The following is a 22,318-nucleotide window of genomic DNA, read 5'->3' as shown; positions in this document are numbered from 1 at the left end:
TTCGAAAGCTCAACGCCGCTTCCGTCCGCCTTAACCCGGACCTTGACGTTGTAGTCAACAACGCGCTTCACGGGGACGAGGATCTTCATGTCGGAACTCCCACCACCCGAAAGGGCGGCGCGGCAGGGCGCGGAGGAGGGACCGACGCACCCGACCGACGCTTGAAGAAGCCGGACGACGCCCGCGCCGCGCCGCCTCGAAGCTCCCTGGCCGGATACGTCTCGCTCGGGAAATCGGCGCGAACCTATGGGCGCCCCCGCAGCCTGTCAACGTGGCGATTGGGCGGAGGGCGGGCCGGACGGAGGGCCTTCGGGAGGCGCCGCCGAGGGCGGCGGAGCGGGCGGCGTTCCGTCCCGCGTCGTGACCCAGAGCGGCACGCCCCGCCGGCGCATCGGAATGACCAGCAGCCCGCCCGCCACCAGCCCGCCGAGATGGGCGAGCCAGGCGGTGTCGGCCTGGTTCTGCGTCACCGCGCTCCAGACCTGGTAGAGGATCCACGCCCCGATCGGCCAGATCGCCGGCAGGCGCAGCGGAATGCGCATCAGCACCAGCACCCAGATCCGCACATTGGGATGCAGCATGGCATAGGCGCCCACCACCCCGGACACCGCCGCCGAAGCCCCGATCAGCGGCACCTCCGAGGCGGGATGGCCGAGGGTGTAGACGATGGCGCCGGCAATGCCGGTGAGGAAATAGAAGGCGAGATAGCGGGCATGGCCCAGCGCATCCTCGACATTATCGCCGAACACCCAGAGGAAGGCCATGTTGACGATGAGATGGCCCCAACCGCCATGGAAGAACATGTAGCTCGCCAGCGTCGCCTCGGCCGGCAGGTGAATGAAGTCCTCCGGCAGCACCGCCATATGGCTGAGCACGGCGGGAATCGTGCCGTAGGAAAAGGCCGTCGAGGTCTCGATGGCGCCGGTCCAACCCTGCTGCACCAGCAGGAACACCGCGACATTGGCGGCGATCAGCGCCCAGGTGACATAAGCATGGCGCACCTCCTCGAGCGGGTTCTCGTCATTGAGCGGCAGGAACATCGTCGCGGGTCTCGGAGGCGGGGACGGAGCCGGGTTTGCTGCCGCAGCGGCGCGGCCGATGAACTGTGCCGCCGAACCGGCGAAAGAGGAAGAGGGGATGCGCAGCGGCGGGCGGGCGCACGGTGGCGCCGGGACGCGACCCGTCTCAGCGCCCCGCCGCCGGCACCCACAGCACGTCGCCGGGACCGTCCTGCGCATTGGCGAAGCGGCTCGCCACGAAGAGCAGGTCCGACAGCCGGTTGAGATAGCGCATCGCCGCGGCGCCGACCTCCTCGCCCGGCGTGCCGGCGAGCGCGACGCAGAGCCGTTCCGCGCGGCGGCAGACGGTGCGCGCGACATGGAGATGCGCCGCCGCCGGGCTTCCGGCCGGAAGCACGAAGGAGCGCAGCGGCTTCAGCCCGGCATTGAAGCGGTCGATGTCGCGCTCCAGCCGGTCCACCTGCCCGGCCACGATGCGCAGCGGCTCATAGCCAAGAGGCTCACCGCTCTCCGGCGTCGCAAGATCGGCGCCGAGGTCGAACAGATCGTTCTGGATGCGCCCGAGCACCGCGTCGAGTTCGGGAAGCGCGGCCAGATGCAGCCGCGCCACCCCGATGGCGGCATTGGTCTCGTCGACGGTGCCATAGGCCTCGATGCGCAGGTCCGATTTCGCCCGCCGCTCCCCGCTGCCGAGCGCGGTGGTGCCGTCGTCGCCGGTTCGGGTGTAGATGCGGTTGAGCACGACCATCGGCAGCCTCCCTGCGGCGCGCGCCGGACCCGCGCAATCCGGCCCGCGCAACCGGCACGTTTTAGAGCGATTTTGGCGGGAGCGCGAGATTTCCGCGGGCGGCTTCCATGCCGAAGGGCCGAACCAAGATTTGCACGCGCCGGCGCGCTCAGCCGCCCGCCGCCGTGCCCAGCGCGGCGCGCAGCAGCGCAAGCGCATCCGGCCCCGCCCAGTCGGCCGGCCCGGCCATGAACCCGATCTCGCAGCCCTTGGCATCGACCAGCAGCGTCGCCGGCAGGCCGAAACCGCGGCCGGCGCTGCGCAGGTCCTGGAAGGCCTGCGCCTTTTCATCCGCATAGAAGGCGAGGTGCTGAACGCCGGTCTCCTTGAGGAAGTCGCGCGGCTTCTGCGGATCGCGGGTGTCGACATTCACCGCCACCACGCCGAAATCGTCGCCGCCGAGCTCGCCCTGCAGCCGGTCGAGCGCCGGCATCTCCTTGCGGCAGGGGGCGCACCAGGTCGCCCACACATTCACCAGCCGCACCTTGCCGCCGAGGTCGGCGAGCCTCAACGGCTTTCCGGCACCGTCGGTGAAGGCGAGGTCGGGCACCCGGCGCGGGGTCAGCGTGGGGGAGAAGGCGGCGACCTCGCCCTTCACGAGCGGCTGGATGCGGCGCGCGGTCTCGCTCGCCGAACTGCACTCACCATCCACCAGACTGGACTGACCGGCCACCGCCATTTCCGGCCCGGTCGCGTTCGCCGACGCATCGCCGTTGCGCGCCAGCCCTCCCATCCCGTATACGCCAGCAAGCCCGACGGCGCCGCCCGCCACCAGCGCCGCGGCAAGGATGAGGGCGAAGCGACCGCGCGTGATCCCCCGGCCCGACTTTGGCGGAAGGGGCTCATCAGGTCGTTCGGTCATAGGCCCGCCTCGCGGAGAAAAAGTCGCATGAGCAACAAGATGTGGGGCGGCCGGTTCGAAACCGGCCCGGACGCGATCATGGAGGAGATCAACGCCTCCATCGGATTCGATCAACGCCTGTACGCACAGGACATCCGCGGCTCAAAGGCGCATGCGGCCATGCTTGCGGCACAGGGCATCATCACCGCGAGTGATGCCGAAAAGATCACGGCGGGTCTAGACACGATCCTGTCAGAGATCGAGGCCGGCGATTTCACCTTCCAGCGGGCGCTGGAAGACATCCACATGAATGTGGAATCGCGCCTCGCCGCCCTCGCCGGCCCGGCCGCCGGCCGCCTCCACACCGCCCGTTCGCGCAACGACCAGGTGGCGACGGATTTCCGGCTCTATGTCCGCGACACCGTCGACACCCTCGACGTCCAGCTCGCCGACCTGCAGAAAGCGTTGGCGGAAAAGGCACTTGAGCATGCCGGCACGGTCATGCCGGGCTTCACCCACCTGCAGACCGCCCAGCCGGTGACCTTCGGCCATCACCTGCTCGCCTATGTCGAGATGCTGTCCCGCGACCGCGGCCGCTTCGCCGATGCGCGCCGGCGCCTCAACGAGTGCCCGCTCGGCGCCGCCGCGCTGGCCGGCACCTCGTTCCCGATCGACCGTTTCGCGACCGCAACGAGCCTTGGCTTCGATCGCCCCACGGCCAATTCGCTGGATTCCGTCTCCGACCGCGACTTCGTGCTGGAGACGCTGGCGGCGGCCTCCATCGCGGCCATGCACCTCTCCCGCTTCGCCGAGGAGATCGTGATCTGGACCTCGCCGCTGACGGGCCTGATGAAGCTGTCCGACCGCTTCACCACCGGCTCCTCCATCATGCCGCAGAAGCGCAACCCGGATGCCGCCGAGCTGGTGCGCGCCAAGATCGGCCGCATTGCGGGGGCCTTCTCCGGACTGCTGATGGTGATGAAGGGGCTGGCGCTGGCCTATGCCAAGGACATGCAGGAGGACAAGGAAGGCGCCTTCGACGCGTTCTCCACCCTCTCGCTGATGATCGCCGCCACTGCCGGCATGGTCCGCGACATGGTGCCGGACGAGGCGCGGATGAAGGCGGCAGCCGGCTCCGGCTATTCCACCGCCACCGACCTCGCCGACTGGCTGGTGCGGGTGCTGAACCTGCCGTTCCGCGAGGCGCACCACGTGACCGGGCGCATCGTCGCGCTGGCGGCGGGCAGGAACGCCCCCCTGCACAAGCTCACCCTCGCCGAGATGCGGTCGGTGGAGCCGCGGATCACCCCGGAGGTGTTCGGCGTGCTCTCGGTGGCGAAGTCGGTTGGGAGCCGCGTCTCCTATGGGGGCACCGCGCCGAAGAATGTGCGCGCGCAGGCGAAGAAGTGGTTGAAGACTTTGGAGAAATGAGGCGATGAGGCCGGGCGGAGCGGCGGCGTCCGGCCTCTCACCTCCGCTCAGGAGGCGCGACGCCCGCCGAGCAGCCGGAGTGCATTGGCGGTCACCAGCACCGTCGCGCCGGTATCGGCAAGGATCGCCGGCCACAGCCCGGTGATGCCGGCAATGGTGGTGACGAGGAACACCGCCTTCAGTCCCAGCGCGATGGCGATGTTCTGGTGAATGTTGGCCATGGTCCGCCGCGCCAGCGCGATCATGGCGCCGACATCACGCAGCCGGCCATGCAGGATCGCCGCATCGGCGGTCTCAAGCGCGACATCCGTGCCGCCGCCCATGGCGATGCCGACGTCGGCCGCCGCAAGGGCGGGCGCGTCATTGATGCCGTCGCCCACCTTAGCGACGCGCAAGCCCTCGGCCTGCAATTCATGAACGATCCGGCTCTTGTCGGCCGGCATCAACTCGGCCCGCACCTCGATGCCCAGCGCCGCGCCCACCGCCTGCGCGGTGCGCGCATTGTCGCCTGTAAGCATCAACGTGCGCAGGCCATGCGCCTTCAGCTCCGCAAGCGCGGCCGCCGCATCGGGCCGCGGCTCGTCGCGCAAGGCGATGAGGCCGGCCACCGTTCCCTCCACGACCAGCACGGCAATGCTCTTGCCCGCAGCGTTCAGCGCCTCGATCCGGCCGTCCATCCCCTCCGGCAGCGCCGCGAGAGCTGCCGCCGCGCGCGGCGAGCCGAGGAATAGCGTACGTCCCTCGACCGTGCCCTCCACACCCTCGCCGCCCCGCGCGCCGGCATTGCCGACGGCGGGAAGCGTGATCCCGTCAGCAGTGGCGCGGGCGAGGATGGCGGTGGCGAGCGGATGGGTCGAACCCGCTTCCAGTGCCGCCGACAGGCGCAGCACCTCATCGGCCGGCTGGCTGGCCGGCACGATGTCGGTCACGGTCGGCTGGCCGAGCGTAAGGGTTCCCGTCTTGTCGAAGCAGACGGCCGTAATGGTGCGCAACTGCTCCAGCACCGCGCCGCCCTTGATGAGCAGGCCGTTGCGGGCGCCATGGGCCAGCGCCGCCGCCACCGCGGCCGGGGTCGAGATCACCAGTGCGCAGGGGCAACCGATCAGCAGGATCGCGAGGCCCTTGTAGATCCATTCGTCCCAGGCGCCGCCCGCGAAAAGCGGGGGCACCGCCGCCACCAGCGCCGCGAGCACCACCACGAGCGGCGTGTACCAGCGCGAGAAACGGTCGATGAAACGCTCGGTCGGCGCCCGCGCCTCCTGTGCTTCCTCGACGAGCCGCACCACGCGGGCGATGGTGTTGTCGGACGCCGTCGCCGTCGCGCGGATGGTAAGCGCCGTCTCGCCATTCACGGTGCCGGCAAAGACGGGATCGCCCGGCGCCCGGCGCACCGGCACGCTCTCACCGGTGACGGGCGCCTCGTTCACCGCGCTGGAGCCTTCAAGCACCTCGCCATCGGCCGGGATGCGCTCGCCGGGACGGACCAGCAACACCGTGCCGACACCGACCGATTCGGCCGGGATGTCGCGGGTCGTGGCGCCCTCCACCAGCCGCGCCGTCTTGGGCACCAGGGCGGAAAGCGAGCGGATGGAGGCGCGGGCCCGGCCCGCTGCGACGCCTTCCAGCATTTCTCCGACCAGGAACAGGAAGACGACCATGGCCCCTTCCTCTCCGGCGCCGATCAACACCGCGCCGATGGCGGCAATGGTCATCAGCATCTCGATGGAAAAAGGCGTCCCGGCCAAAGCCGCCATGATGGCGCGGCGGGCGATCGGGATGAGGCCGACCAGCATCGCCGCGGTGAACAGATAGAGGTCCGCTCCCGGCATGAAGCGGCCCAGCCCATAAGCCGCGACCAGCGCGACCCCGCAGGCGATCGTCAGCCGCCCCTTGGCGCTGCGCCACCACGGGCCTTCCTCGAGCCCGTGATCGTGACCATGAAGACCGGACAGCGGCTCTGCCTGTGCCGCGACGTGGGCGTGGGCATGGGTGTGGGCATGGGTGTGGGTGTGGGTGTGGGTGTGGCCCGCATGATGATCACCAGCATGGTCGTGATGGCCATGCCCGTGATCATGATGGTCGTGGTCGTGCCCGCTGCAGGTATCGCCATGGGCGTGGCCGCAGACCGGGCCGGGCGGCTGCGCCGCGGCGGGCGACGTCGCATCCATCTGGGCAATGCGATAGCCGAGGCCGGTGACGCGCTTTTCCACCAGCGCCAGGTCGGCGCCGGCATGGCGCACCGTCATGGTGCCGGCCGTCACCGAGACGCGGACATCGTCCACCCCGTCGATCCGCCGCACTGCCGTGTCTATCTTCGCCGCGCAGGACGCGCAGTCCATGCCGGCGACGCGGAAGCGCGTGGCGAGGAGCGCGTCGGTCGGGACGGAGTCGTACCCAGTAAAGCTGTGATCAGTGGAGTTGGGGTCAGACATGGCGCATCGCTTTTGGACAAAGATCCGCTCGGACGAAGCGTCCGGCGCATCTTGCGGGATCGTGCCGGCAGGCTACATCCTCTAGCGACTGGAGGAGCAAGCCCCAAACTGCAGGAACAGGACATGCGCGAGCATCCCGCATCCACCATCGATACCCGCGCGCACAGCATCGGCGCGGCGGCGCAGGCGAGCGGCGTAAAGGTGCCGACCATCCGCTATTATGAGGAGATCGGCCTGCTGCCGGCCCCGCCGAGGACGGATGGCGGCCGCCGCGCCTATGCGATGGGTGACATCCGCCGGCTGGCCTTCATCCGCCATGCCCGCGAGCTTGGCTTCGAGATCGAGGCGATCCGCGCGCTGCTGGCGCTGCAGGACCGGCCGGACCAGTCCTGCGCGGCGGCCGACGCCATCGCCCGCGACCGGCTCGCCGAGGTGGAGGAACGCATTGCCAGCCTCACCGCGCTGAAGGCCGAGCTCACCCGGATGATCGAGGGCTGCTCGCATGGCGAGGTCGGGGTCTGCCGGGTGATCGAGACGCTGGCCGACCATGGCGCCTGCCGCCATCACCGCCGCGGCGACGCCTGAGCGATCAGCGCCCCATGCCGGCCGGCATCGCGGCGCGGGTGAGCAGTGCAATGGCGAACGCGCCGCCGATCAGCAGCACGAAGGCGCTGCGCAGCCCCCAGCCATCGGCGACAAAGCCGATCAGCGGCGGCCCGAGCAGGCCGCCACCATAGGCGAGGGTCACCACCATCGCCACGCCCGCCGTAGGTCCGATTCCGGGCAGCCGGCCGGCGAGCGAGAAGAACACCGGCACCAGATTGGCGATGCCGAGCCCGGCAAGGAAGAAGCCGGGCAATGCCGCCACCGGCGAGGGGGCGAGCACCACCGCCGCCAGCCCCAGCGCGGCGACCAAAGCTGAGAGCCGCAACGTCGCCATGTCGCCAAGCCGCGCCACCAGCCGGTCGCCGGACAGCCGCCCTCCGGCCATCGCCAGCGAGAAGGCGGCCAGCGCATGAGAACCATGGGCCGGGGCCGCGTGCATGACCTGGATGAGGAACAGCGCGCCCCAGTCCATCACGCCCAGTTCCAGCACGAAGCACATGGCGGTGAGCACCCCGACCCCCAGCACCTTGCGGGTGGGAAGCTGGAACAGCGGCGCGCCGGCCTCGCGCAGATGCTCCTCCGGAAGCCAGAGGCGCTGCGAGGCGAGGAGCGCCAGCACGGCGAGGCCCGACGCCGCTGCACCGAGGCCGCCGCCGATCGGCAGTCCGACCCCGATCAGGCCTCCGGCCGCGAGCGCGCCGGCAAAGGTGCCGATACTGAAAAAGGCATGGACGGAGGACATGATCGGCCGCCCGAGCTCACGCTCGACCGCCGAGGCGTGCGCGTTCATGCAGATGTCGAGGAAGCCGAAGCACAGGCCGAGCAGCGCCCCCGCCAGCGCCAGCGACGCCATGCCGGTGGCGAGCGCAGGCGTCACGACACTCGCGGCAAAGGCCGCCGCTGCCAGACGACCGGCCCGGATGGCGCCGAGCCGCGGTCGCAGCAGGCCCGCCACCGGCATGCCGCCCAGCGCCCCCAGCGCGACGCAGAGCAGCACGAGTCCCATGCGCGCATCGTCGAGATCGGCGCGGACTTTCAGCAGCGGGATATAGGCGGCCCACAGGGCGATGCCCGCCCCGGCCACGAAAAACACGACACCCACCGCTCGGCGCGAGGCCGCAAGGCGGCGCGCGTCCTCATCCTGCATCCGCCGCTCGTCACGCGGCAGGCAGGCGTCTCCAGCACTCATGGCCGCTCACTGAATTCTGCCGCGCTGCCCGCATTTGCACGCAGCGCCCATCCGCTCCTTCTGATGTGGATCGCCCGCAAATGCCATCGTCGGGCCCATCACGAATGACGACAGGCCGCACCACCACGCGCACATCCGTGAAGATGGCCGGCGCGATAGTCCCTTGTTTCACGTGAAAAGAACATATAGTGAACATATATGACGCGCCGATCCCTGAAAGAACGTCTCGCCATATTGTCGGATGCCGCCAAATACGACGCCTCCTGCGCGTCGAGCGGCACCAGCCGGCGGGATTCCACCCGCGGCGGGCTCGGCTCGACCGAAGGCTCCGGCATCTGCCATGCCTATGCGCCGGACGGGCGCTGCATTTCGCTGCTGAAGATCCTGCTCACCAATTTCTGCATCTTCGACTGCGCCTATTGCATCAACCGCTCCTCCAGCAATGTCGAGCGGGCGCGCTTCACGCCGGAGGAGGTGGTCTGGCTGACGCTGGAATTCTACCGGCGCAATTATATCGAGGGGCTGTTCCTCTCTTCCGGCATCGTGCGCTCCTCCGACCACACCATGGAACAGATGGTGCGGGTGGCGCGCGAGCTGCGCCTCACCCATCGCTTCAACGGTTATATCCACCTCAAGACCATTCCCGACGCCGCCTCGGCACTGATCGCCGAGGCCGGGCTCTATGCCGACCGGCTCTCCATCAATGTCGAGCTGCCGACCGATGCCGGCGTTGCGGCCCTCGCCCCCGAAAAGCGACCCGCCGGCATCCGTCGCGCCATGGCCGATGTGCGGCTCAGCATCGAGGAGGCAGGCGAACCGACCCTGCGCACCCGCACCCGTCGCCGCTTCGCCCCGGCGGGGCAATCGACCCAGATGATCATCGGCGCCGACAATGCCTCCGACGCCACCATCCTCGGCTCCAGCGCGCGGCTCTATGGCAGCTATGGCCTGAAGCGGGTCTATTATTCGGCCTTCAGCCCCATCCCCGACGCGTCCTCCCGCCTGCCGCCAGTGAAGCCGCCGCTCATGCGCGAGCACCGGCTCTACCAGGCGGACTGGCTCTACCGGTTCTACGGCTTCGCCATCGGCGAGGTGACCGCGCAGCGCCCGGACGGGATGCTCGATCTCGACCTCGATCCCAAGCTCGCCTGGGCGCTGGCCCATCGCGACCGCTTCCCCGTCGACGTGAACCGTGCCGCACGCGAGATGCTGCTGCGGGTGCCCGGCTTCGGCGTGCGCACGGTGGATGCGCTGCTCATCGCCCGCCGGCAGAAACGGCTGCGCCTCGACGACCTCGCCCGGCTGCGGGTGCCGTTGCGCAAGGCGCGCCCCTTCATCGTCATGGAAGGCTGGACGCCCCGCCGCCTTGCCGACCGCGCCGATCTGCGGGCGCTTTTCCTGCCGGAACCGCAACAGCTGGTGCTGCTGTGATGGAACGGGTGGAACTCGAGGGCCGCGGCGACCTGCGCGAATGGCGCGAGGCCGCGCGGCGCCTCTTGTTGGCCGGCGTGCCGCCGCACCGGGTCGACTGGAGCACCGAGCCGGCGGCGCCAGGTCTCTTTCCGGAGGAGCCTCGCCCGGCCGCCGCACCAACCGCGGAGCGATCGGCCCCACCCACCGTGCCGGCGCGTTTCATGGAGATGGCGGAAGCCGTCATCTGCCATCGCGATCCTGCCCGCTTCGCGCTGCTCTATCGGCTGCTGGTTCGCCTGCAGACCGAGCGCGAGCTTCTCGCGGTGGCGCCCGATCCCGATGTCGCCGCCGCCTGCCAGCTCGAGAAGGCGGTGCGCCGCGACTGCCACAAGATGACGGCCTTCGTCCGCTTTCACGAGATCGGGCCACAGGAGATTTCCCCGCGCCGGCGCTTCATCGCCTGGTTCGAGCCCGACCATCACATCGTGGTGCGCATTGCCCCGTTCTTCGCCCGCCGCTTCGCCGACATGGACTGGCTGATCCTGACACCGAAGGGCACGGCCGCCTTTTGCGACGGCACGCTCCACACCAGCACGGAGCCGGCGGAGAAGCCGGCGCTGGAAGACCCCACCGACGCGCTGTGGCTCACCTATTACGCCTCGATCTTCAACCCCGCCCGACTGAAGATCGAAGCGATGCGCGCGGAGATGCCGAAGAAATACTGGAAGAACCTGCCCGAGGCCGCGCTGATCCCGGAACTGATCGCCGGCGCCGGTGGCCGCGTCGCCGCGATGGCAGAGGCCTCGGACCAGCCGGCACCGCTGTTCCACGAGCGGTTGCAGGCCCGGCAGGCCGCGCCAGAGCCCGGCCCCGAGGTGCCCGCAACGCTCGACACCCTGCGCAAGCAGGCCGCAGGCTGCACCCGCTGCCCCTTGCATTGCCAGGCGACGCAGACCGTGTTCGGGGAGGGGCCGGAACGCGCGCCGCTCATGGTGGTGGGCGAGCAGCCCGGGGACCGCGAGGATCTTGCCGGCCGCCCGTTCGTCGGCCCGGCCGGCCAGCTCTTCGACGAAAACCTGCAGGCGGCGGGGATCGAGCGGGCGCGCACCTATGTCACCAATGCAGTGAAGCACTTCAAGAACGAGCCGCGCGGCAAGCGCCGTATCCACCGCACGCCCAATGCCGGCGAGATCCGGCAATGCCGGTGGTGGCTCGGCCGTGAGCTCGATCTCGTCAGACCGAAGGTCGTGGTGGCGATGGGTGCGAGTGCGCTCTTCGCCTTGACCGATGAAAAGCCGCGCCTCGCCGATCTGCGCGGACAGGTTCTGCCGCTCGGCACGGATCGGCACCTGCTCGTCACCGTGCACCCGGCCTATCTGCTGCGCCTGCCCGACGCCGGACGGCAGGCCGAGGAAACCCGCCGCTTCCGCCAGGACCTCACCCTTGCCCATGACTGGCTGAAAAAGAACGATGAATAGCCGGCAACTGATAGAAAACCGGACACTGTCCGACGCATCCGGTTTCTACGGATAGATAAGCATTTCAGGATATTAAGCCGGATTTCTTCCGCGCGCCATCTGCACTTTACCGCTCACACCACGGTAAAGCCGTGGGCGAAGGGGTCGCGGTCGTCGATGAAAATGGTGTTGTAGCCGGTCATCCGCGCCCAGCCGCCGATGGAGGGGATGATCGCGTCCCGGTCGCCCACCCGGGTTGCCGCTTCCACCCGGCCGCGGAACAGCGAGCCGATGATGCTCTCATGGATAAATTCGTCGCCCACCTTCAGTTCGCCCTTGGCGGCGAGCTGTGCCATGCGCGAGGAGGTACCGGTACCGCACGGCGAGCGGTCGATGGCCTTGTCGCCATAGAACACCGCATTGCGGGCATGGGCCTGCGGATGCTTCGCTACCCCGGTCCAGAGAATGTGCGAGAGCCCGCGGATCGCCGGCTTTTCCGGATGCACGAAGTCGTATTTCGCATTCAGCGCCGCGCGCAGCGCCGGACTCATGGCGATGAGCTGGCCGGCACTGAAATCGTCCATGTCGCGGAAGGCCGGCTGCGGGCCGACAATGGCGTAGAAATTCCCGCCATAGGCGACGTCCACCGACACTTCGCCGAGGCCCGGGCATTCCGCCGTTAGCCCCTCGGCATAGAGGAAGGCCGGAACATTGGTGATGCGGACCTCCTCCACATATTGTCCCTCCTGCCGGTACTCCGCCTTCACCAAGCCGGCCGGCGTGTCGAGCATCAGCACACCGGGCGTCTTCGGCGTCACCAGCCCGTGCTCGATCGCCATGGTCACCGTGCCGATGGTGCCGTGGCCGCACATCGGCAGGCATCCGGAGGTCTCGATGAACAGGATGGCGACATCGCAATCCGGCCGGGTCGGCGGGTAGAGGATGGAGCCGGACATCACGTCATGGCCACGCGGCTCGAACATCAGGCCGGTGCGGATCCAGTCGTGATGCGCGAGGAAATCGGCGCGCTTCTCGATCATGTTCGCGCCCTGGAGGTTCGGGCCGCCGCCGGCCACGAGACGCACCGGATTGCCGCAGGTGTGGCCGTCTATGCAGAAGAAGCTGTGTCGCGCCATGGTCGTGTCTCGGTTGCCGCTCAGAAGCGGTCGGGGCGGAAAGGCGAGGGGTCGATGCCGGGCGTGCGCCCAGTGGCAAGGTCGGCAACCAGCCGTCCTGTCGCCGCGCTCTGGGTAAGCCCAAGATGGCCGTGGCCGAAGGCATAAAAGATGCGTGGGCTGGCGCGCGAGGCGCCGATTGCCGGCAGGCTGTCGGGCAATGACGGGCGAAAGCCTATCCATTGCTTGCCGCCATCGGTCCTGAGGCCGGGCAGGAAGGCGGCCGCTTTCGTCAGCATCGCCGCCGAGCGGGCAAAGTTCGGCGGCAGCTTGAGCCCGCCCAGTTCCACCGCCCCGCCGACGCGGATGCCAGTTGAGAGCGGGGTGACGACAAAGCCGTGGCCACCGAAGGTGACCTGCCGCTTCAGGTCGAAGGCGCCCGGCGGCAGAGTTGTGTTGTAGCCGCGCTCGGTCTCCAGCGGGATGGCGTCGCCCAGCCTCTTCGCCAGCGGCCGCGACCAGGCCCCGCCCGCGATCACCGCCTGCCGCGCGGCGAGGGTCGTGCCGTCCGCGAGGCGCAGCGTCACGCCCTCGCCGGCCGGCTCCACCGCAACGACCTCGCCGCGGGCGATGGCGCCACCGCGCTGCATCACCGCGTCGAACAAAGCGAGCGCGAAGAGATAGGGATCGGCGACGCTCTTCCAGCCGGGCGTGAAGGTGCCGGCGACGAAGCGCGGCGATAGTCCGGGCTGCAATTCGGCGAGCCGGGCGCCGCGCACATGCTCGAAGCCGATGCCGGCGCGCTCGCGGGCCTGCCAGCCGGCCATGGACGCCGCCAGCTCCGCCTCGCTCTCATAGAGCTCGAGGTTGCCGTTGCTGCGGACATGGTCGGCAAGCCCGGCCTCGGCCACCATGGTTGTCATGGAATCGGCGGCATAAGCCATCAGCCGGCCCTGCACCTCCATGGAATGGCGGTAGCGGTCGGGCAGCGAGGCGCGCCAGAAGCGCAGCAGCCAGGGTGCGATGTTGGGAAGACAGGCGGGCGGAATGGCGAGCGGCCCGAGCGGGTCCATCAGCCATTTCGGCGCCTTGCGCAGGATACCCGGGGAAGCGAGGGGCAGGATGTCGGTGAAGGCGAAGGCCCCGGCATTGCCGAAACTGGCGCCTTCCGCCACCCCTCCCCGCTCGATCAGCCGAACCCTGTTGCCGTCGCGCTGGAGATGGAAGGCGATGGCAAGGCCGACAATGCCGGCTCCGACGATGGCGATCTCGTCACTCATGTCCCGTCCCGGGCTGGGAAAAGGCTGTCGCAGAAAGGCAAAGGCGGCCCGTGGGCCGCCTCTTCGTCTCAGGTCGTTCACGCCGCCTTGGCGAGCACCGGCCGGCTGGCCAGAGCCTCGGCGACGATGCGCTCGACCTTGGCGCGCTGTTCGCCTTCCAGCGGCAGGCGCGGCTCGCGCACGCGCTCGGTGGTGCCGGTGACGATGGCTTCGACCAGCTTCAGATTCTGGACCAGATAGGTCGAGACGTCGAGGTCGAGCAGCGGGCGGAACCAGCGATAGATCGCCAGCGCCTCGTCGAAGCGCTTCTGCTTCATCAGGCGGTAGATCGCGACAGTCTCATGCGGGAAGGCCACGACGAGGCCGGCAACCCAACCCACCGCACCGAGCGCCAGCGCCTCATAGGCGAGATTGTCGACGCCGGTGAAGATGTCGAAACGATCGCCGAAGGCGTTCTGCAGGTCGACGGTGCGGCGGATGTCGTCCGAGGATTCCTTGACCGCGACGAAGCGGCTGTCCTTGGCGAGCTCTTCCATGATCTCGACGGTGACGTCGACCCGGTAGGCGATCCGGTTGGAATAGATCATCACCGGCAGATCGGCCGCCTTGGCGATGGCGGAGAGGGTGGCGACCGTCTCCTTCGGGTTGGTGTGGTAGACGAGGCTCGGCACCACCATCAGGCCATCGGCGCCTTCCTTGGCGGCGCGGGCGGCGAGGCTGGCGCAATCCCGGGTGGCGGCGTCGGCGATGGTCATCAGCACGGGCTTCTTGCCGGCGACCGACTTGGCGGTCTTCAGCACGGCGATGCGCTCGTCATGGGAGAGCATCGGGCCTTCGCCGAGCGAACCGTTGACGATGAGACCATCCACGCCGGCATCCATCTGGAACGCGAAGCAGCGCTCCATCTCCTTGTGGTCGAGCGCGTCGGCTTCAGTGAACTTGGCAGTGACGGCAGGCAGCACACCGGACCACATGGGCCTCTCCTAAAGCTGTGATGGCAAGCGCGGGCGGCGCAGCGAATGGCGATGAAGAGAGCTTGCAATTTTTGGATCCAATTTGCAATATCCCATTCGAGATATTTTTGCAGCCAAGCCGCCCGCCCGTATGGTGGCCGGCAGGGGAACTGGCGCTATGAAGCTGAACACCACCAATATCGCCCAGATGGCGTCCGCTTCCGACGTGATCTTCGAGGCGCTGCGCGAGGCGATATCACGAGGCGACATCAAGGAAGGCGAGGTTCTGCGGCAGGAGAACATCGCCAGGCTGTTCAATGTGAGTCGGATCCCCGTGCGCGAGGCACTGACCCGGCTGGAGGAGCAGGGCCTCGTCGCCACCCAGCGCTATCGCGGCGCGGTGGTGACGACGCTGTCCATTGCCGAGATCCGCGAGATCTTCGAGTTCCGCGCCTTACTGGAGCCGGAGATGCTGCGCCACTCGATTCCGCGCCTGTCAGAGGAGGCGCTCGACAAGGCGCGCGAGGCTGCGCATGCCTTCGCCACGGAACCCGATTCCGCGCAATGGGGCGAACTCAACCGCCGCCTGCATTACAGCCTGTATGAGGAAGCCGGCCGCCCCTTCTATCTGCAGAGCATCAGCGCCGCGCTCGACCGGGTGGATCGCTATTCGCGCGCCCAGCTCGTGCTCACCTCCGGCATGCAGAAAGCAGTGGAAGAGCACCGCCTCATCATCGAAGCCTGCGCGGCGCGCGATGTGGAGATGGCGGTGCGGCTCACCCACGACCACATCATGGGCGCCTGCGAATCTCTGATCGCCTTTCTGGGGCGCACCCGCAGCAAGGCGAGCGAACAAGGCTGAGATCGCGTCTTCGCCAACAAGACAAAGACGTTATCAGGCAAGCTGCCAACAAAAGATCGCGCACCCGTCCAACGGGTGCGCGAGAGCCGGATCATCCATTGCCGATGATCTTGAAGGCGTAAACTTCCGCGCCGCTCATCGAAAGCGCAAAACCGGCGAGCAAAGCGACGGTCAGCCAGCCTTTCAGGCGAGACAAGGTCAGCATGTATCCTCCTGATCTTCTCGACATGGGCCCGACAGCGGGACGCCGCAAGCGCGGGAGGGCCATCACATTGCGGTGACGCCTTTGCTCACGCCACCGCGAAGATCGTGGCTCCGGTATCGGCCGTCCCGACCGCCGCCCGAAAGGCGCCGAACAACTCGCGTCCGACCCCGATATGGGACGGCGCGAGGTCGATCCGCGCCGGCGCACGCTCGGCCCAGGTGGTCGGATCAACCAGGACCGTCAGCGTGCCCGCCACCGCGTCGAGCCGCACGACGTCTCCGTCGCGGATCAGCGCGATCGGGCCGCCATCGGCGGCCTCGGGGGTTACATGGATCGCCGCCGGCACCTTGCCCGAAGCCCCGGAAAGCCGGCCGTCGGTGACCAGCGCAACCTTGTGGCCGCGGTCCTGCAGGACGCCGAGCGGCGGCATCAGCTTGTGCAGCTCCGGCATGCCGTTGGCCTTCGGGCCCTGGAAGCGCACCACCGCAACGAGATCGCCGGTCAGCTCCCCCGCCCGGAACGCCATCTGCAGTTCCTCCTGCGAATGGAACACCCGCGCCGGCGCCTCGATGATGTGACGCTCCTTCGCGATGGCGGAGGTCTTGATAACCGCGCGCCCGAGATCGCCGGCGAGCAATTTGAGACCCCCGGTCGCCTGGAAGGCGCCTTCGACGCCACGCAGCACCGCCTCGTCGCCGCTCGCCCGCGCCGCCTCGCGCCAGCCGAGCGCGCCGTCCTCGGCCAGAACCGGCTCCTGTACGTAATCGGCAAGCCCGCCGCCCCACACCGTCTCGACATCGGCGTGGAGCAGGCCGGCGCCGAGCAGTTCGCGGATGACGAAACCCATACCGCCGGCGGCGTGGAAATGGTTCACGTCGGCCTTGCCGTTCGGATAGACCCGGCACAGCAACGGCACGACATCGGCGAGGTCGGAGAAGTCGTCCCAGGTCAGGGTGATGCCGGCCGCCGCCGCCATGGCGACGATGTGCAGCGTGTGGTTGGTGGAGCCGCCGGTGGCGTGGAGGCCGACCACGCCATTGACGAAGGCACGCTCGTCCAGCATCCGCCCGATCGGCCGGTAGTCGTTGCCGAGCGCGGTCATCGACATCGCCCGCTCGGCGGCGGCACTGGTCAGTGCGTCGCGCAACGGGGTGTTGGGATTGACGAAGGAGGCGCCGGGCAGATGCAGGCCCATGATCTCCATCATCATCTGGTTGGTGTTGGCTGTGCCGTAGAAGGTGCAGGTGCCCGGCCCGTGATAGGACTGGCTCTCGGCTTCCAGCAGCGCCTCGCGCCCGACCTTCCCCTCGGCGAAGAGCTGGCGGATCTTGGCCTTGTCGTCATTGGGCAGACCCGAGGTCATCGGACCCGCCGGAATGAACACCGCCGGCAGATGGCCGAAGCTCAGCGCGCCGATCACGAGGCCCGGCACGATCTTGTCGCAGATGCCGAGAAACACCGCGGCGTCGAAAGTCTGATGCGAGAGTGCCACCGCGGTCGCCAGCGCGATCACGTCGCGGGAGAACAGCGACAGCTCCATGCCGGCCTCGCCCTGGGTGACGCCGTCGCACATCGCCGGCACGCCGCCGGCAACCTGCGCGACACCGCCCGCCGCCCGCGCCGCGGCGCGGATGAGATCGGGATAGCGCTCATAGGGCTGGTGAGCGGACAGCATGTCGTTATAGGCGGTGACGATGCCGAGATTGGCGCCGCCGCCTGCCCGCAGCATCGCCTTGTCGGAAGGGCCGCAGGCGGCGAAGCCATGTGCCTGGTTCGCACAGCCGAGCTTCTGCCGGCCCGGCCCCTTCAGCGCCGCCACCGCGATCCGTTCCAGATAGCGCGAGCGCTTGTCTCGGGAGCGATGAACGATGCGCTCGGTCACCTCGCCGATGCGGGCGTGGACGGTGGACGGAACGGCTGGGTCGGTCATCGGGACCTCCTGGCTTTTCGTAAAAGGCTGCGGAAACCGGAACGGACCGGCGAGGCGGCAACGCATCCAGACCTGTCGACGGGATAGGCCGACCACCCGTCAGCGGGATGGATCGCCCACCGTCCTGCGACGGATCACGGGCACCAGAAGATCTCAGGCGGACGTGGCGCGCGCAGGACGGCACGCACCGGCATCTCGCTCGCCGGGCCTTCGTCGAGCGCACGCGCTAACACCCGCCGCTTCTCCTCGCCCTCAATGTGCAGGAAGAGCGCATCCGCGGCCAGAAGAACCGGCAGCGTCAGGGTGATGCGCGGCTCGCCGGCCCCCGGCGCCCGCATCGGCAGGAGGCCGAGGCCGCCCTCCGGATCCAGCGCCTCCTCCAGCCGGTCGCCGCCCGGGAAGAACGAGGCGGTGTGCCCGTCATCGCCCATGCCAAGCACCGCGCAAGCAAGCGGCCAGGTCAATGCCTCCAGAGCCTCGTTCAGCGCGAAGAGGCCTTCCTCCGGGGTCGGCGCGTCATTGGCGAGCGGCACGAACTTCGCCGCCGCCGCCGGTCCCTTCAGCAAATGCTGGCGCACCAGCCGGGCATTGGAGCGGTCCGAGGTCTCGCGCACCCAACGCTCGTCCACCAGCGTGAAGGCAACCTTTGCCCACGGCAGATCCTGGGTCGACAACGCCTCGAAGAAATGCACCGGCGTCCGCCCGCCGGAGACGGCGAAGCTCGCCGTGCCGCCGCGCGCGATCCTTTCGCGCAGGCAGGACGCCACCCGCCCGGCCAGCGTGGCGGCCAGGGTAGCGCTATCTGCGAAGCGTTCGACATGCAATTCCGGGGCGGTGCTCATTCGCTTTCCTCCAGCCAGGTGCGGCCATCGCGTTCGATCAGCGCGATGGCGGCCGACGGCCCCCAGGTTCCCGCCGTATAGGGCCGCGGCGGCTCCTTGAGGTGGCGCCATGCGTTGAGGATCGGATCGACCCACTTCCAGGCCGCCTCGACCTCGTCGCGACGCATGAACAATGTCTGGTTGCCGCGCACCACGTCCAGCAGCAACCGCTCATAAGCGTCGGGATTACGCACCTTGAACGCCTTGGCGAAGCTCATGTCCAGCGGAACATGGGACAGGCGGATGCCGCCCGGGCCGGGATCCTTGATCATCAGCCACAGCTTCACACCTTCATCCGGCTGCAGGCGGATGACGAGGCGGTTGGCCTCGATCGGGCCGGCGCTCTTGTCGAACACCGAATGCGGCACATGGCGGAACTCGACCACGATTTCCGAAACCCGCGAGGCGAGGCGCTTGCCCGTGCGCAGATAGAACGGCACGCCGGCCCAGCGCCAGTTCTCGACCTCCGCCTTCACCGCGACGAAGGTTTCGGTGCGACTGCGGTCGGAGCCCAACTCCTCCAGATAGCCCGGCACCGCGCCGCCGGACGATGCACCGGCCCGATACTGGCCGCGCACGGTGAGGGCGTTGACATTGTGATCGTCGATCGGCTTCAGCGCCCGCAGCACCTTCAGCTTCTCGTCGCGCACCGCGTCGTCGTCGAGGGAGTGCGGGGGCTCCATGGCGACGAGGCAGAGCAGCTGGAGCATGTGGTTCTGCAGCATGTCGCGCATCGCGCCGGCGGTGTCGTAATAGCCGGCGCGTTCCTCGACCCCGAGGCTCTCGGCTACCGTGATCTGCACATGGTCGATATGCGCGTTGTTCCAGAGCGGCTCCAGCAGCGCATTGGCGAAGCGCAACGCCATCAGGTTCTGCACCGTCTCCTTACCGAGATAGTGGTCGATCCGGTACACGCTGTCTTCCGAGAAGTAGCGCCCGATCTGCTCGTTCAGGGCGAGGGCCGAGGCGAGATCCTTGCCGATCGGCTTTTCGATCACGACGCGGGCATTTTCGGCCAGGCCATGGGCGCCGAGCTGCTCGCAGATCGGGCCGAACAAATGCGGGGCCGTGGCGAGATAGAAGACGCGGATCCGCTCGCCTTCTCCGGCCAAAGCGTCCGCCAGATCGGTCCAGCCTTCGCCGCCCTCGGCATTCACCGCGATATAGCGCAGCCGGTCGAGGAACCGGTTCACCTCGGAGCCTTGAAGCTCGGAAGCCGGCACATGATCCATCAATGCCTGGCGCGCGAACTGGCGAAACTCGTCCTGATCGAGATCGCGGCGCGAGACCCCGATGATCTCGGCTTCATCGGGAAGCTGCCCGGCGAGGTCGCGGTGGAACAGCGCGGGCAGCAGCTTGCGCCGCGCCAGGTCGCCGGTCGCGCCGAAGACCGTGAGAACGAAAGGCGCTACCGGGATCACGCGGCTGGTCATGAAAGATCTCCTCTGCGCTCGTCATGTGGCGGGCGTGTGCGCGAACCCGGAGCCATGTGCCGGCCGAGCCGCCGTCACGGGGTATTTAGCAAAAATGATTCCGCGCCGCGACGGGGCGCGATCGAAATTGAGACAGCGCTACCCGGCTGCAGGTCACCCATCGGCATAAACTTCCGCAGCTGCCGTTCCGGCTTCCCCAGAGAAAATTCGTCGCTGCGGCGCACGCGCGCCACCTCCCAGGAACAACGCCGGAGGCATTCCGCAGGGTCTCATGCGCGTTACTTTGTCGCCGGATGATACCGTGCACGTTCTTGTTGTTCCCGCGTTGGCGCATGGGAAGGACCCCGCCGAGGCGGCGCGGACAGCCTGTGCGGGCGCCCCGATCGCTTTTCTTGGGATAATTCTCAAGCAGGATCAAATGCTTGAATAATAAGGCATGAGGCATTACGGCATACTGTATTTGGCATACTAAACACCTTGTTCCAGATGCCTGAAATGCTTATGGCGTCAAGTAAATCGACCGTGCGACGCAACATCGGTATCCGGATTTAGTACTTGGCAGCCCCGGATTCTTGGTACACCTTATTCTACATAATAACCGGGCATGTCGTTCCAGGCTCTCACCGGAGCGGCCTCTCGGTCATTGGACGCGAAAAGGTCCGGCAAGGATCGCGCGCAAAAGATGCCGACGCAAAACGAGCGGTACTCTGAGAAACCCTTATGGGAAGGAAACGCTAGATGAAGCATCTTCATGCCTTCGGGCTGGGCGTCGCTGCGGCGCTCGGTCTTTCCGCCATGACCCTCCAGCCCGCCGCGGCATGGGAGCCGACCAAGCCGGTCGAGTTCATCGTGCCCGCGGGCACGGGCGGCGGCGCCGACCAGATGGCTCGCACCCTCCAGGGCATCATCGCCAAGCATTCGCTGATGCCGACCCAGCTCATCGTCATCAACAAGTCCGGCGGCGCCGGTGGCGAAGGCTTCCTCGACGTCAAGAATTCCAAGGCGAATCCGCACAAGATCGTCATCACCCTGTCGAATCTGTTCACCACCCCTCTGGCAACCGGCATCCCCTTCAACTGGAAGGATCTGACCCCGGTCGCAATGCTGGCACTAGACGAATTCGTGCTGTGGGTGAATGCCGAGAAGCCCTACAAAACCGCGCAGGAATATGTCGAGGCCATCAAGGCGGCACCGGACGGCCAGTTCAAGATGGGCGGCACCGGCTCCAAGCAGGAAGACCAGATCATCACGGTCGCTCTTGAAAAGGCAATCGGCAAGAAGCTGACCTACATCCCCTACAAGGGCGGCGGCGAAGTGGCGGTGCAGCTGGTCGGCGGGCACATCGATTCCTCGGTGAACAACCCGATCGAGGCGGTGTCGCAGTGGCGCGGCGAGAAGGTGCGCCCGCTTTGCGTGTTCGACGACAAGCAGCTCACCTACACCGACAAGATCGTCGGCGATCTGTCCTGGTCGAGCATCCCGACCTGCAAGTCGGCCGGAATCGACGTGGAATATCTGATGCTGCGCGGCATCTTCATGCCGCCGGGCGTCAGCAAGGAACAGGTCGCCTATTTCGTCGATCTGTTCAAGAAGGTCCGTGAGACCCCGGAATGGCAGCAGCTGATGAAGGATGGCGCGTTCAACCAGACCTTCATGGCGGGCGACGAGTTCAAGACCTGGGTCGAAGGCGCCGAGAAGACCCACAAGGGTCTGATGCAGGAAGCCGGCTTCCTCGCCGCGAACTGACCGACAATCCGCCGCGCGCTCCTCATGGAGCGTGCGGCGCCACGGCTTGCGGTGCCGTGCGGGCGATCCGTCCGCCGGCAGGCAGCGACAGCCGGAGCCGGCAGCAGCGACATCCCCGAGCGCCAGAGGCCCCCGGGACCTGAGACATGAGTCGCGTGTGCAGGATGTGCCGGCGGAAGCCCTTCCGCCGGACGGGGCCGTGCACGCCGAATTTCCCCGGAGAGATCGTGATGCAAGAAGCCCCTCACGGCGCGGCCGCCGGCGTGAAACAGCGCTCCGCAGAGATCGGAGTCGGCCTGTTCACCCTGCTGCTCGGCGCCATCGTCATCTATGGAAGCAGCAAGGTCGGCATAGGTTGGGGCTCGGACGGGCCCGAGGCCGGATTCTTCCCCTTCTATGTCGGATTGTTCATCGCCGTCTGCAGCCTGATCAACCTGTTCAGCGCGCTGCGAGAGGACCCCGACGCGATCTGCTCCGAATGGAGCCAGATCCGCCAGGTCCTCAAGGTGCTGATCCCCACCGCCATCTACTGCCTGCTGGTGGAGCCGCTCGGCATCTACGTGCCGTCGATCATCCTCATCGCGGTCTTCATGAAATGGCTCGGCCATTATCGCTGGCCGATCACCGCCGCCATCGCCATCGGCGTGCCCGCGGCCTTCTACTTCGTCTTCGAGAAGTGGTTCCTCATCCCCCTGCCCAAGGGGCCGGTCGAAGCCCTGCTGGGGCTCTGACACCGAC

18 protein-coding genes and 1 pseudogene are annotated in these 22,318 nt (G+C 67.8%); 7 read left to right on the top strand and 12 right to left on the bottom strand.

Annotated elements, in window-relative coordinates; all coding sequences use genetic code 11:
- The 4 genes and pseudogenes from MWN34_RS11615 to tlpA form a co-directional block, all read right to left on the bottom strand.
- Nucleotides 1-89: pseudogene (locus MWN34_RS11615) on the bottom strand (electron transfer flavoprotein subunit beta/FixA family protein); the annotation flags it as partial.
- Nucleotides 90-266: 177 nt separating this feature from the next.
- A complete protein-coding gene (locus MWN34_RS11610; RefSeq protein ID WP_247029371.1) occupies nt 267-1,040 on the bottom strand; it encodes a rhomboid family intramembrane serine protease in 774 nt (257 codons plus the stop codon).
- Nucleotides 1,041-1,185: 145 nt separating this feature from the next.
- Nucleotides 1,186-1,767, bottom strand: a complete 582-nt coding sequence (locus tag MWN34_RS11605; RefSeq protein WP_247029369.1) for a cob(I)yrinic acid a,c-diamide adenosyltransferase — start codon at nt 1,765-1,767, stop codon at nt 1,186-1,188.
- Between the two features lie 148 nt (nt 1,768-1,915).
- Entirely contained in the window at nt 1,916-2,668 is a 753-nt protein-coding gene (gene tlpA, locus MWN34_RS11600; protein WP_247029367.1) for a thiol:disulfide interchange protein TlpA, read from the bottom strand.
- A 27-nt stretch (nt 2,669-2,695) separates the two neighbouring features.
- On the opposite strand from tlpA, the gene argH reads away from it, so the two are divergent.
- Complete coding sequence (gene argH, locus MWN34_RS11595; RefSeq protein ID WP_247029365.1) at nt 2,696-4,078, top strand: argininosuccinate lyase; 1,383 nt, start codon at nt 2,696-2,698, stop codon at nt 4,076-4,078.
- A 47-nt stretch (nt 4,079-4,125) separates the two neighbouring features.
- On the opposite strand, the gene MWN34_RS11590 is transcribed toward argH, so the two are convergent.
- Nucleotides 4,126-6,510 (bottom strand): heavy metal translocating P-type ATPase, encoded by a 2,385-nt coding sequence (locus MWN34_RS11590; protein WP_281502965.1) that lies wholly within the window; start codon nt 6,508-6,510, stop codon nt 4,126-4,128.
- 123 nt (nt 6,511-6,633) lie between these two features.
- On the opposite strand from MWN34_RS11590, the gene MWN34_RS11585 reads away from it, so the two are divergent.
- Nucleotides 6,634-7,095, top strand: a complete 462-nt coding sequence (locus MWN34_RS11585; RefSeq protein ID WP_247029363.1) for a MerR family transcriptional regulator — start codon at nt 6,634-6,636, stop codon at nt 7,093-7,095.
- A gap of 4 nt (nt 7,096-7,099) precedes the next feature.
- On the opposite strand, the gene MWN34_RS11580 is transcribed toward MWN34_RS11585, so the two are convergent.
- Nucleotides 7,100-8,305: an MFS transporter gene (locus tag MWN34_RS11580; RefSeq protein WP_247029361.1), complete on the bottom strand. Its 1,206-nt coding sequence runs from the start codon at nt 8,303-8,305 to the stop codon at nt 7,100-7,102.
- A 198-nt stretch (nt 8,306-8,503) separates the two neighbouring features.
- Between MWN34_RS11580 and MWN34_RS11575 the strand changes: the two genes are divergently transcribed.
- Nucleotides 8,504-9,736: a putative DNA modification/repair radical SAM protein gene (locus MWN34_RS11575; RefSeq protein WP_247029359.1), complete on the top strand. Its 1,233-nt coding sequence runs from the start codon at nt 8,504-8,506 to the stop codon at nt 9,734-9,736.
- Nucleotides 9,736-11,196 (top strand): UdgX family uracil-DNA binding protein, encoded by a 1,461-nt coding sequence (locus MWN34_RS11570; RefSeq protein ID WP_247029357.1) that lies wholly within the window; start codon nt 9,736-9,738, stop codon nt 11,194-11,196. The genes MWN34_RS11575 and MWN34_RS11570 overlap by 1 nt, the downstream gene beginning before the upstream one ends.
- Nucleotides 11,197-11,309: 113 nt before the next feature.
- Here the strand turns inward: MWN34_RS11570 and MWN34_RS11565 are convergent, their stop codons facing one another.
- From MWN34_RS11565 to MWN34_RS11555, 3 genes are all read right to left on the bottom strand, one after another.
- Nucleotides 11,310-12,311, bottom strand: coding sequence for a 4-hydroxyproline epimerase (locus MWN34_RS11565; protein ID WP_247029356.1), 1,002 nt, complete (start codon nt 12,309-12,311; stop codon nt 11,310-11,312).
- A 20-nt stretch (nt 12,312-12,331) separates the two neighbouring features.
- The gene (locus tag MWN34_RS11560; RefSeq protein WP_247029355.1) at nt 12,332-13,570 is read right to left on the bottom strand and encodes an NAD(P)/FAD-dependent oxidoreductase; all 1,239 of its coding nucleotides are present in this window, start codon (nt 13,568-13,570) and stop codon (nt 12,332-12,334) included.
- A gap of 77 nt (nt 13,571-13,647) precedes the next feature.
- On the bottom strand, nt 13,648-14,544 hold the full coding sequence (locus MWN34_RS11555; RefSeq protein WP_247029354.1) for a dihydrodipicolinate synthase family protein: 897 nt from the start codon (nt 14,542-14,544) through the stop codon (nt 13,648-13,650).
- A 157-nt stretch (nt 14,545-14,701) separates the two neighbouring features.
- On the opposite strand from MWN34_RS11555, the gene MWN34_RS11550 reads away from it, so the two are divergent.
- Nucleotides 14,702-15,385, top strand: coding sequence for a GntR family transcriptional regulator (locus MWN34_RS11550; protein WP_247029353.1), 684 nt, complete (start codon nt 14,702-14,704; stop codon nt 15,383-15,385).
- A gap of 290 nt (nt 15,386-15,675) precedes the next feature.
- Here the strand turns inward: MWN34_RS11550 and edd are convergent, their stop codons facing one another.
- From edd to zwf, 3 genes are all read right to left on the bottom strand, one after another.
- Nucleotides 15,676-17,520: a phosphogluconate dehydratase gene (gene edd / locus MWN34_RS11545; RefSeq protein WP_247029352.1), complete on the bottom strand. Its 1,845-nt coding sequence runs from the start codon at nt 17,518-17,520 to the stop codon at nt 15,676-15,678.
- A gap of 134 nt (nt 17,521-17,654) precedes the next feature.
- Nucleotides 17,655-18,362 (bottom strand): 6-phosphogluconolactonase, encoded by a 708-nt coding sequence (gene pgl / locus MWN34_RS11540; protein ID WP_247029351.1) that lies wholly within the window; start codon nt 18,360-18,362, stop codon nt 17,655-17,657.
- Complete coding sequence (zwf, locus tag MWN34_RS11535) at nt 18,359-19,834, bottom strand: glucose-6-phosphate dehydrogenase (protein ID WP_247029350.1); 1,476 nt, start codon at nt 19,832-19,834, stop codon at nt 18,359-18,361. Before zwf ends, pgl begins: the two co-directional genes overlap by 4 nt.
- A 738-nt stretch (nt 19,835-20,572) precedes the next feature.
- Here zwf and MWN34_RS11530 point away from each other — a divergent pair.
- Nucleotides 20,573-21,580, top strand: a complete 1,008-nt coding sequence (locus tag MWN34_RS11530; RefSeq protein ID WP_247029349.1) for a Bug family tripartite tricarboxylate transporter substrate binding protein — start codon at nt 20,573-20,575, stop codon at nt 21,578-21,580.
- Nucleotides 21,581-21,810: 230 nt separating this feature from the next.
- Nucleotides 21,811-22,311, top strand: coding sequence for a tripartite tricarboxylate transporter TctB family protein (locus MWN34_RS11525; protein WP_247029348.1), 501 nt, complete (start codon nt 21,811-21,813; stop codon nt 22,309-22,311).
- Nucleotides 22,312-22,318 lie beyond the last annotated feature (7 nt).

It is taken from the genome of Ancylobacter crimeensis, from assembly GCF_023016805.1.
Classification (GTDB): domain Bacteria; phylum Pseudomonadota; class Alphaproteobacteria; order Rhizobiales; family Xanthobacteraceae; genus Ancylobacter; species Ancylobacter crimeensis.
Note: the sequence above shows the minus strand (reverse complement) of the source record. Positions and strands in the feature narration are given on the sequence as shown.

Bases quoted from the DNA above. Each gene is read 5' to 3' on its own strand.
- MWN34_RS11610 (WP_247029371.1), bottom strand. From the start codon at position 1,040: ATGTTCCTGCCGCTCAATGACGAGAACCCGCTCGAGGAGGTGCGCCAT.
- MWN34_RS11605 (WP_247029369.1), bottom strand. From the start codon at position 1,767: ATGGTCGTGCTCAACCGCATCTACACCCGAACCGGCGACGACGGCACC.
- tlpA (WP_247029367.1), bottom strand. From the start codon at position 2,668: ATGACCGAACGACCTGATGAGCCCCTTCCGCCAAAGTCGGGCCGGGGG.
- argH (WP_247029365.1), top strand. From the start codon at position 2,696: ATGAGCAACAAGATGTGGGGCGGCCGGTTCGAAACCGGCCCGGACGCG.
- MWN34_RS11590 (WP_281502965.1), bottom strand. From the start codon at position 6,510: ATGTCTGACCCCAACTCCACTGATCACAGCTTTACTGGGTACGACTCC.
- MWN34_RS11585 (WP_247029363.1), top strand. From the start codon at position 6,634: ATGCGCGAGCATCCCGCATCCACCATCGATACCCGCGCGCACAGCATC.
- MWN34_RS11580 (WP_247029361.1), bottom strand. From the start codon at position 8,305: ATGAGTGCTGGAGACGCCTGCCTGCCGCGTGACGAGCGGCGGATGCAG.
- MWN34_RS11575 (WP_247029359.1), top strand. From the start codon at position 8,504: ATGACGCGCCGATCCCTGAAAGAACGTCTCGCCATATTGTCGGATGCC.
- MWN34_RS11570 (WP_247029357.1), top strand. From the start codon at position 9,736: ATGGAACGGGTGGAACTCGAGGGCCGCGGCGACCTGCGCGAATGGCGC.
- MWN34_RS11565 (WP_247029356.1), bottom strand. From the start codon at position 12,311: ATGGCGCGACACAGCTTCTTCTGCATAGACGGCCACACCTGCGGCAAT.
- MWN34_RS11560 (WP_247029355.1), bottom strand. From the start codon at position 13,570: ATGAGTGACGAGATCGCCATCGTCGGAGCCGGCATTGTCGGCCTTGCC.
- MWN34_RS11555 (WP_247029354.1), bottom strand. From the start codon at position 14,544: ATGTGGTCCGGTGTGCTGCCTGCCGTCACTGCCAAGTTCACTGAAGCC.
- MWN34_RS11550 (WP_247029353.1), top strand. From the start codon at position 14,702: ATGAAGCTGAACACCACCAATATCGCCCAGATGGCGTCCGCTTCCGAC.
- edd (WP_247029352.1), bottom strand. From the start codon at position 17,520: ATGACCGACCCAGCCGTTCCGTCCACCGTCCACGCCCGCATCGGCGAG.
- pgl (WP_247029351.1), bottom strand. From the start codon at position 18,362: ATGAGCACCGCCCCGGAATTGCATGTCGAACGCTTCGCAGATAGCGCT.
- zwf (WP_247029350.1), bottom strand. From the start codon at position 19,834: ATGACCAGCCGCGTGATCCCGGTAGCGCCTTTCGTTCTCACGGTCTTC.
- MWN34_RS11530 (WP_247029349.1), top strand. From the start codon at position 20,573: ATGAAGCATCTTCATGCCTTCGGGCTGGGCGTCGCTGCGGCGCTCGGT.
- MWN34_RS11525 (WP_247029348.1), top strand. From the start codon at position 21,811: ATGCAAGAAGCCCCTCACGGCGCGGCCGCCGGCGTGAAACAGCGCTCC.